Origin of the sequence: Micromonospora tarensis (assembly GCF_016803395.1) — a bacterium.
Lineage (GTDB): Bacteria > Actinomycetota > Actinomycetes > Mycobacteriales > Micromonosporaceae > Micromonospora > Micromonospora tarensis.
Genome location: NZ_JAEVHL010000304.1, coordinates 1 through 6,743 on the forward strand (window position 1 = coordinate 1; position 6,743 = coordinate 6,743).

Annotated in this window: 5 protein-coding genes and 2 pseudogenes; 4 read left to right on the top strand and 3 right to left on the bottom strand. The window is 73.9% G+C overall.

Annotated features, from left to right (window positions below; translation table 11 throughout):
- Positions 1 to 500, top strand: a pseudogene (locus JM949_RS32130) (hypothetical protein); the annotation flags it as partial.
- A gap of 344 nt (positions 501 to 844) precedes the next feature.
- Here JM949_RS32130 and JM949_RS32135 read toward each other — a convergent pair.
- The 3 genes and pseudogenes from JM949_RS32135 to JM949_RS32145 form a co-directional block, all read right to left on the bottom strand.
- Positions 845 to 1,795, bottom strand: a complete 951-nt coding sequence (locus JM949_RS32135; RefSeq protein ID WP_203151844.1) for a VWA domain-containing protein — start codon at positions 1,793 to 1,795, stop codon at positions 845 to 847.
- Positions 1,792 to 2,792: pseudogene (locus tag JM949_RS32140) on the bottom strand (DUF58 domain-containing protein). Before JM949_RS32140 ends, JM949_RS32135 begins: the two are co-directional and overlap by 4 nt.
- Entirely contained in the window at positions 2,771 to 3,877 is a 1,107-nt protein-coding gene (locus JM949_RS32145; RefSeq protein WP_203151845.1) for an AAA family ATPase, read from the bottom strand. Before JM949_RS32145 ends, JM949_RS32140 begins: the two are co-directional and overlap by 22 nt.
- 240 nt (positions 3,878 to 4,117) lie before the next feature.
- Between JM949_RS32145 and JM949_RS32150 the strand changes: the two genes are divergently transcribed.
- The 3 genes from JM949_RS32150 (at position 4,118) to JM949_RS32160 (ending at position 6,634) form a co-directional block, all read left to right on the top strand.
- Complete coding sequence (locus JM949_RS32150) at positions 4,118 to 4,348, top strand: hypothetical protein (RefSeq protein WP_203151846.1); 231 nt, start codon at positions 4,118 to 4,120, stop codon at positions 4,346 to 4,348.
- A gap of 245 nt (positions 4,349 to 4,593) precedes the next feature.
- Positions 4,594 to 5,136, top strand: a complete 543-nt coding sequence (locus tag JM949_RS32155; protein WP_203151848.1) for a PH domain-containing protein — start codon at positions 4,594 to 4,596, stop codon at positions 5,134 to 5,136.
- 43 nt (positions 5,137 to 5,179) lie between these two features.
- On the top strand, positions 5,180 to 6,634 hold the full coding sequence (locus tag JM949_RS32160) for a PH domain-containing protein (protein WP_203151847.1): 1,455 nt from the start codon (positions 5,180 to 5,182) through the stop codon (positions 6,632 to 6,634).
- Positions 6,635 to 6,743 lie beyond the last annotated feature (109 nt).

Below are 6,743 nucleotides of genomic sequence, written 5' to 3' on the forward strand. Positions count from 1 at the left end.
AACCTGAACCCGCCGTCGCTGCTGGTCGTGGCGCTGGCGGTCGCCAGGTCGGGCTGGGGCTGCTGGCCCGGCCGGCGCTGGAACGCCTGCTGGCCCGCCCGCTGCCGGGCCGGGCGGTGGCCGAGGTGAATCGGCTCGCGGTCCGGATCTACCTGTGGCACCAGCCGGTGCTGGTGGCGGTGACAGTGCTCACCGCCCGCGGCGGGTTGCGCCTGCCCGGGTTGCACACCGACCCGGCCGGCCCGCTCTGGGTGCTGGCCCGCTGCTGCTGGCTGCCGCTGCTCGCCGCGGTGCTGGTCACGGTCGTTCGGGCGGGCCAGCCGGGATCGCCTCGCGGACCGGGCGGTGGAGGCATCGCCGGCCGGTCGGCCGAGTGTGTTCCGCCGGCAGCGCCGGTGTACGATCATCGACGTTCCGGCCCGCCCGACCCGCAGGAGGTGATCGCTGTGCGAGATAGCGATCCTCCCAGTCGTGGCCGGGCCGATGGTCAGTCCCGCTGAGCCACGACTCAGTCCGGTGAGCTGACCCCGCTCCGCTCCCCCGCCGCTTCGGCTCCCGCCGAGGTGCGTGTGCCGCGCCGCCCGAGTTCCGGGCGTCGCCGGGAGCCGCCCGGTCACGACTTCGTGTGCGCGTCCCCACCCCCTGCGGTCCGCCCCCGCACGCGGACCGTCCAGCCGCCACCCGGAGCCGTCCATGAGCCGCTACGTCGCCCCGCTGGGCTTCACTCTCGCCGCCGTCTGGGTGGCCATCGTCTTCGTCCTCGCCGGCGGCGGGCACTGACCGCCGTTCGCTGGCGCTGATCGCCGCGTGCCGGCGGCGGCGCTGACCGCCGCCGGCTCGCCGGTCAGAGCATCCGGGACGACCAGAGCAGACTGAGCGCGCCCGCGCAGAGCGCCAGCAGCAACGCCACCCCGGCGTACCACTGGGTCACCTCACGCGGCTCGGTGCGGAACCCGATCGAGCTGCCCATGTCCTGGTAGACCTGCTTCAGCTCGCTCACCGAAGCTGCCTCGTAGAAGTAGCCCTCGGTGGTCTCGGCGAGCTCCGCCAGGGCCAACCGGTCCACCGGCACCCGCTGCAACTGCCCACCGATGTCGACCTGACCGGTGTCCGTGCCGAAGGCGATGGTGGACACCGGAACGTTCGCCGCCTGCGCGGCCGCGGCCGCCTCCTCCACCGCCCGGCCGGAGGTGCGGAAACCGTCGGAGAGCAGCACGATCCGCGCCGGCGGGATGCCCGCCGCGCCGTCAGCCGGCACCCCGCGGATCGCCTCCAGACAGGTGAACACGGCCTCTCCGGTGGCTGTCGCCTCGGCCAGCACCAGGCCGTCGATGGCGCTGGTCACCGCATCCCGGTCCTTGCCCGGCGGCACCAGCACGTTGGCCGCCTTGGCGAACGACACGAGCCCCAGGTTGTAGCTCTCCGGCAGCTCGCTGACGAACTGCTTGGCCGCCTCCTGCGCCGCCTCCAGCCGGTTCGGTGCCACGTCGTCGGCCTGCATCGACAACGACACGTCGATGGCGAGCATCACGGTGGCCCGCTCCAGCGGCTCCTTGGTGTCCACCGCCGGCCGGGCCAGCGCGGTGGCCAGCACCAGCAGGCAGAGCAGGAACGCGGTCGCCGGGACGTGCCGACGCCAACCCAGACCCTTCGGCGCCACCGTACGGAGCAGGTCCACATTGGTGAACCGCATCGCGTACGCCCGGCGGTGCAGCTGCCGCCAGACGTAGAACGCGGCGAGGGCGAACACCGGCAGCACAGCCAGCAGCCACCACGGTTGCATGAAACGGATCATCGTGTCGTCCCCCGGGTGCGCGCGTGCCGCTGCGCGGCCACGAATCGCACCATGTCCAGCAGCCAGTCTCGGTCGGTACGCAGACGCAGGTGGGCAGCGCCGGCCCCGCGCAGGGCGGCGGCGATCGCGGCCCGTTGGGCGGCGGCGGCATCGGCGTAGCGCTGCCGCAGCCGGGGGTCGGCGGTCTGCACCTCGTGCAGCTCGCCGCTCTCCGGGTCGACCACCGGCAACACGCCCACGTCGGGCAGCTCCAGCTCACGCGGGTCGACCACCTCGATCGCCAGCACGTCATGGCGGACCCGCAGCTTGCGCAACGATCGCGCCCACTGCTCGGGCGGGGCGAGGAAGTCGGAGACCACCACGACCACCCCGCGCCGGCGGGGCGGACGGTTGAGCATCTCGATCAGCGCACCCAGGTCACCACGGCCGGGCTGGATGGTGGTGCCGGCGACAGTACGAAGCAGACCCTGCGCCTCCTTGCGGCCGGAGCGGGCCGCAGCCGGGTGAGCACCCCGGGCCCGACCGGCGGTGCCCCGCCCCGCCAACGCCGGGCCGGCGCGGCCACCCCGCCGCCGGTGCCGATCACGGCGCCGATCCGGTTACCGCCACGCACGGTCAGGTGGGTGATGGCGGCTGCGGCGGCCACCACGACCTCCCGCTTGAGCCACTGGCCGGTGCCGAAGTCCAGGCTGGCGGAGAGGTCCAGCGCGAGCCAGGTCTCCAGCTCCCGGTCGGCGACCGTACGCCGCACGTGCGGTGTGGTGGTCCGGGCCGTGACCGGCCAGTCCATCCGGCGCACGTCGTCGCCGGGACGGTACTCCCGGGACTCCCCCGCCTCGCTGCCCGGACCGGGCAGCAGGCCGGCGTAGTCGCCCTGGAGCAGACCGTCGAGCTTGCGGGTGACCAGCAGTTGCAGCCGGGACAGCACGGCCTCGCTACGGTCGGCGAGGGGGGCGGGACGAGGGGTGGGTGAGGTCACGGCCGCTGCCCGGGCCAGCCTGCGCCCGGCGGCGGCACGGTCGACGACGGGGTGGCCTGCTGCCGGGGCGCGACCGCCGGGAGCGGGATCGTCGACATCACCCGGTGCACGATGTGGTCGGCGGGTACGTCGTCGGCGAGCGCGTCGTAGCTGAGCACCAACCGGTGCCGCAGGATGTCCGGCGCGATGTCCTGCACGTCCTGCGGCAGGGCGTAGTCCCGCCCGCGCAGCAGCGCCAGCGCGCGGGTCGCCCGGACCAGGCCCAGGGAGGCGCGCGGGCTGGCCCCGTACTGGATCAGTTGCGCCACGTCGGGCATGCCGTGCTCGGCGGGGGCGCGGGTGGCCAGCACCAGCCGGACCGCGTAGTCGACCAGGGCGTTGTGGACGAAGACCCCGTCCGCCTTGCGTTGCAGGGCGATCAGCTCGGGGGTGTCGAACACCGCTGTCGGTTCGGGCGGGGCGACGCCCATCCGGTAGACGATTTCCCGCTCCTCCGCGTCGGTGGGGTAACCCACCACAATCTTCATGAGGAACCGGTCCCGCTGCGCCTCCGGCAACGGGTAGACGCCCTCCTGCTCGATCGGGTTCTGCGTCGCCATCACCAGGAACGGGTCGGGCACCCGGTGGCTCTCCCCGCCGATGGAGACCTGCCGCTCGCTCATCACCTCCAGCAGCGCGGACTGCACCTTCGCCGGAGCCCGGTTGATCTCGTCGGCGAGCAGGAAGTTGACGAAGACCGGGCCCAGCTCGACGTCGAACTTCTCACTCGACTGCCGGTAGATCCGGGTGCCCATGATGTCGGCCGGCACCAGGTCCGGGGTGAACTGCACCCGGGCGAAGGACCCGCCGACGACCTTGGCGAGGGTCTCCACGGCCAGGGTCTTGGCCACCCCGGGCACCCCTTCGAGCAGGCAGTGACCACGGGCGAGCAGCGCCACGAACATCCGCTCCACCATCCGGTCCTGCCCGACGATCACGCGTTTGATCTCGAACAGCGCCTTCTCCAGCAGGGTGGCGTCCTGCGCGGGTGTGGTCACCGGCGCGGGTGTCTGCGGTGCCGCCCCGTTCGGCGTCGGGGCGTCGGGCATGGTCGGCTGGGCCACCGGTCCTCCACAGCGTTTCTTTGTCGTCGCGGCAGGTGCGGTAACAAGACTCGCACGCCTTGCTGAGTGCCGGAGTGGGGAGAAGCCGATTTTGGCCGCGCCGTCCCCAGCAGCCGAATCGCGCATCTTGGGTGTGCACGGACCGGCCCGCCGCGTGTACGATTCACCCGTCGCCGGGCGACTCCCCCCGTGGTCGCCCGGCGCTCAAGCTTTCCATCCCGCCGCCCTAGACTGGCCGGGATGAGCAACCCCTCCCCCGCCGCCGAGGCCCTGGTCTGTTCGGCCCGGGGCTGCCGCGCCGCCGCCGTCTGGGCGCTGGAGTGGAACAACCCCCGGCTGCACGACGCCGATCGGCGCAAGACCTGGTTGGCCTGCGCCGAGCACCGGGGCACCCTCGGCGACTTCCTGGACGCCCGGGGCTTCCTGCGAGCCATCACCGCGGTGCCCGGATCGCCTACGCTCGACACGTGAGCGGCGACCCACCGGCTTCCCCCGGCCCCACCTCCCCGTCCTGGCCGCCCAGCCCGGCCACCGCACCACCCGGCGTCGAGCCGCCGCCCGGCGCGTTCCCGGCACCCGGCACGCTCGGCCCGGAGCCCGCCGCGCCCGACGTCTCGTCGCCCGCGCCATTGCCACCGGGCGCGCTGCCGCCACCCGGTCACCGGCCCGGCCGCACCGCCGACCAGCGTGCGCCCGACCTGCCGGCGCCCGGCCTCCTGCCAGCCGACCCCGGCGCGTCCAACGCTCTGTTGACCGCCGCTCCGGGCGGCCAAGGCCCGCTGGAGCCCTGGCCGGACACGGTCTCCTGGCAGCCGATCTCCACCGACCTGATCTGGGTGGAGCTGATCCGGCTGGCGGTCGTGCTCGCCATCGGGCTGGCGGTGACGGCGGTGGGCTGGGCGTTGAGCGGGCACTGGCTGTTCGGGCTCGCGCTCGCCGTCGTGGTGCTGCTCGGGGCGTGGCGGGCCATCACCGTCGTCCGGGCGGTCCGGGCGTGGGGGTACGCCGAGCGGGAGAACGACCTGTTGGTCCGGCACGGGCTGCTGGTCCGCCGGCTCTCCATCGTGCCGTACTCGCGGATGCAGTTCGTCGACGTGAGCGCCGGGCCGTTGGAACGCGCCTTCGACCTGGCCACCGTGCAGCTGCACACCGCGGCGGCGGCGAGCGACGCCCGGGTGCCCGGACTGCGCCCGGCCGAGGCGTCCCGGCTCCGCGACCGGCTCACCGCGCTCGGCGAGGACCGGGCGGAGGGGCTGTGAGCACCCGGGCGGCCGACCGCCGACCGGGCCGAGGACCGACCCGATGAGCGACAGCCCCGCCGAGCCGAGCACCGTTCCACCCACCGGCCCGGTGCCGGCCGGGCCGGTGCCACCGGTCGGCCCGGAAGCGCACGGACCGATCCCGCCGGGAACGCCCGACGCCTGGCCGGCACCGCCCGGCGGGGGCGGGGGCGAGCCCCGGCAGCGACTGCACCCGCTCAGCCCGGCCCTGCACGGTGCCAAGTCGCTCGTCGTGGTGATCGCCGGTCTGTCCTGGTCGACGCTGTCCCGGGTGGGCTTCGGCTGGTTCGCCGCCATGGTGGCGGTGCTGGCGCTCGGCGCGACAGTGCTGTCGGTGATCAGCTGGTACAACACCGGCTACCACGTGGTGGGTCGTGAGCTACGGGTGTACGAGGGGCTGCTCTGGCGGCGTACCCGGGCGATCCCGTTGGAACGACTACAGGCCGTGGAGGTGGTCCGGCCGCTGCTCGCCCAGCTCACCGGCCTGGCGGAGCTGCGCCTGGAGGTGGTCGGCGGGGGCAAGACCGAGGCGCCGCTGGCGTACCTCGGGGTGGCCGACGCGGCGGTGCTGCGCGAGCGTCTGCTGGCGCTGGCCGGGCGGGTGGCGCAGACACCCACGCCGGAGCACCCGGTCGCCCCGGGCGTGGCGACGGCTCCGGCGGCCGCGCCGGGTCGACAGCTGCACGCGGTACGCAACCAGACCCTGCTGGTCAGTCAGCTCCTCACCCCGCAGGCGTTCCTGCTTCCGTTCGGTGTGGCCTTCGTCGTGGTGCAGTTCCTCACCGCGGGGTCGTGGTCCTTCGTCGCGGTGGCGAGCACGTTGACCGCGATGGCCGGTGTGCTGCTGCAACCGATCCGTCGGGTCCTTGACGACTGGAACTTCCGGCTGGCCCGGGACGGCGGCACGCTGCGGGTGCACAACGGTCTGCTGGAGACGCGAGCGCAGACGGTGCCGCTGGAGCGGGTGCAGACCGTGCGGGCCACCTGGCCGTTGTTGTGGCGGGTGAACGGCTGGCTGCGGCTGCGCCTGGAGGTGGCCGGTTACTCCGTCGCCGAGGCCGATGATCGCAACCGCCCCGACCGGCTGCTACCGGTCGGCGACCTACCGACGGCGGCGGTGATCGTCGCCGAGGTGCTGCCGGGGGTACGCCTCGATTCGCTCACGCTGAGTCCGCCGCCGCGCCGGACCCGTTGGCTGCACCCGCTGGGCCGCGGCGCGTTCGGCGCGGGTCTGTTCGAGCGGGTGTTCGCCACCCGGTCCGGTCGACTCACCCGGCAACTGGTGATCGTGCCGTACGCCCGGATTCAGAGCGTGCGCGTGGTGCAGGGGCCGGTCCAGCGCCGTCTGGGGCTGGCCTCCGTACACGCGGACACCGCCGGCGGTGCCGGCGCCACCGCCCAGGACCGGGACCTCGCCGAGGCGTGGGCCCTGGCCGCCGAGCTGACCGCCCGAGCCCAAGCCGCCCGCACCCCCTAACCCCTGCCGAGACCCGCACCCCCGGTTGATCATGAAGTTGTCGTCCTCGCCGACGGCGTGTCGGGGCAACAACTTATGATCGACGGACGGTCAGGCGGGAGGTGGGGGC